Origin of the sequence: Cupriavidus sp. SK-3 (genome assembly GCF_000611145.1) — a bacterium.
GTDB lineage: Bacteria > Pseudomonadota > Gammaproteobacteria > Burkholderiales > Burkholderiaceae > Cupriavidus.
On record NZ_JFJV02000182.1, the window covers coordinates 1 to 2,578 of the forward strand.

Annotated in this window: 3 protein-coding genes; all 3 read left to right on the plus strand. The window is 61.2% G+C overall.

What is annotated here, in order from left to right:
* Window positions 1-42 precede the first annotated feature (42 nt).
* From CF70_RS17515 to tnpC, 3 genes are read left to right on the plus strand one after another with little or no spacing between them, the layout of a single operon-like run.
* On the plus strand, window positions 43-585 hold the full coding sequence (locus CF70_RS17515; RefSeq protein WP_051648612.1) for a transposase: 543 nt from the start codon (window positions 43-45) through the stop codon (window positions 583-585).
* Window positions 561-914 carry an IS66 family insertion sequence element accessory protein TnpB gene (gene tnpB / locus CF70_RS17520; protein ID WP_035867247.1) on the plus strand — a complete coding sequence of 118 codons (354 nt, stop codon included), beginning with the start codon at window positions 561-563 and terminating at the stop codon, window positions 912-914. The genes CF70_RS17515 and tnpB overlap by 25 nt, the downstream gene beginning before the upstream one ends.
* A gap of 32 nt (window positions 915-946) precedes the next feature.
* Window positions 947-2,524 (plus strand): IS66 family transposase, encoded by a 1,578-nt coding sequence (tnpC, locus tag CF70_RS17525; RefSeq protein WP_035867252.1) that lies wholly within the window; start codon window positions 947-949, stop codon window positions 2,522-2,524.
* Window positions 2,525-2,578: the final 54 nt, after the last annotated feature.

The window sequence follows — 2,578 nt, forward strand, 5'->3', positions numbered from 1 at the left end:
CGTAAGCAGTCTTTCATCGGCGTCTATCAAATGGCAAGCTGAATGGTGATGATGTTCTCCACCTACTTCAGGAGAACATTGATGAGCGAAGCATCGCCGGAACTGATAGTTGTCAGCAGCAACAGCAGGGGTCGCAAGCGATACGACAAGGCCAGCAAGCGAGCACTGGTTGAGGCCTGTCTGCGGCCAGGGATATCCATCGCACGCCAGGCGCTGGAGAGCGGCGTGCACGTCAGCCTGCTGCGCAAGTGGATAGCGCAGTATCTGCTGGAGCGTGAGCGCACGATGAGTGATCAGGCGCCGGCTGTCGGCCAAGCGGCGGATTTCCCTGATCCGCACGGCGAACCTGTGCAACAGACGCAGACGAGAGTGATGACCGATAACCGACCCTCAGCATTCGTGGCCGTGGAGTCTCCCTCAGAGCCGACGTCAGTCGATCCGACCTCCGCCTGTATGGCCGTCGCGTTGCATGTGCGATTGCCCAATGGCGTCGAACTGGATCTGAGCCAGGCGGATCTCGCAGGGCTGACGATGATTGTCCAGATGCTGGGGAGGATGCCGTGTTCCGGTTCGACAGCGGGCTGAAGGTATTCCTGCATCGGGAGCCGGTGGACTTCCGGATGGGGATCAACGGGCTGTCGATTCTGGTGGAGCAAGCGATGTTGCTCAACCCGTTTGACCACTCGCTGTACGTGTTCGGTAACCGACGGTGCGACCGTATCAAGATCCTCGGCTGGGACGGTTCTGGTTTCTGGTTATTCCTCAAGCGATTGGAAGCCGAGGATCGCTTCGTGTGGCCGGACACGACCGATATCGTCACGCTCACCGTCGATCAGTTGCATTGGTTGCTGGACGGCATCGACATCGCAGTCATCAGGAAGCATCCCCAACGCATCTACGTGCGAACGAGTTGAACTCGCGCACGGGCATGTCGGTCCAAGCCGACATGCCCATCAACGTCACGATCACCGCTGAGGAACTCGAGGAGCTGCTCGCAGAACGCGACGCAGCGCGCCAGCTCCGCCTCGAACGTGATGAACTTCAGGGTGAGTTGCGCCTGGTAAAGGCTGAACGCGATCTGGCAGAAGAACGACTGCGTGCCTATCGGCGCGAACTGTTCGGCGCCAAGAGCGAAGCGCGTGATGCGGGCCAGCTCGGCCTGTTTAACGAGGCCGAAGCACTCGCCGCCAACGCACAGCCTGCACAGGAAGACCTACCAGGCACGAAGGTCGCCGCTCACACCCGCAACAAGCGTGGTCGCAAGCCCCTCGATCCCAAGCTGCCACGCGAAGTGGTGCGTCACGACCTGCCAGAGTCCGAGCGCTTCTGTGCAAACGATGGCCACGCGCTGGTCGAGATCGGCGTCGAGATCAGCGAACAACTGGACGTGATCCCCGAACAGGTCCGTGTCATCCAGCACCAGCGCGTCAAGCGCGCCTGTCCGTGCTGCGATCTGGGAATCAAGGTCACGCCTGCCCCGCCGCGTATCATCCCTCGTGGCCTGTTCACCGAATCGGCTCTTGCCTGGATTGCCACCGGAAAGTACCAGTTCGGCATGCCCCTGTATCGCCAGGCTGCATTGCTGCGCCGCTTCGGCGGCGACATCTCGGCGAATACCATCGCCGCCAGCATGGTGCGCGTGGGACAGGCCGTGCAGCCGGTGATCAACCTGCTGCGCGACACGCTGCTTGAGTCTGACATCATCTACGGCGACGAGACGATCCTCCAGGTCTTGAAGGAGCCGGGACGGCGGCCACAGACCAAGAGTTACATGTGGGCGCAAATGAACGGCTCCGGGCCGCCCGTGCGCTTGTTCAGCTACGCGTCGGGACGCGGCGCCAAACACGCCAAGGAAATCTATGCTGGCATCCGTCCAGGTGCGGCGTTGATGACTGATGGCTACGAGCTTTACAACGGCTTGGCGATCGAGCACCAGCTCATTCACCTTGGTTGTTGGGCCCACGCGCGGCGTGCCGTGATCAAGGCAGAGGAGGCTGTGCCCAAGGCCCTGCGCACGCCGCAATTGACGGCCACGCGCTTCGTCAAACTCATCGGCAAGTTGTTCGCCGCGGAATCGCGCTCGGCCGACTGGCCGTCAGCGCGGCGACAGCGGCTTCGTCGCCGATACAGTGCGCGTGTGCTACAAGCCATCGAGCAGTTGCTGCGCGACCAGTTGCCAAACGTAGTGCCTGGCAGCCTGCTTGGAAAGGCGCTGCAATACCTGCGCGGGCAGTGGCCCAAGCTCATTCGCTACGTCGAGAATGGGGATTGGCCAATTAGCAACAACGCCTGTGAAAACGCGATCAGGCCATTCGTGATCAGTCGCAAAAACTTCCTGTTCTCGACGTCCGTCGCCGGCGCAAAGGCCAGCGCGAACCTCTACTCGCTCATCGAGACCTGCCGCGCCAATGGCATCGAACCGTATCGCTATCTGACCTGGTTGTTCCAGCGCCTCCCGCTCGCACAGACTGCCGACGACTACACGGCGCTGCTGCCGTTGAACATGCCTGCTGCGCTCCACTGAGTCTTGCGTCTCACGCTGCAACGCTGAGGGGCGTCGTTAAAAGACTGCTTACGA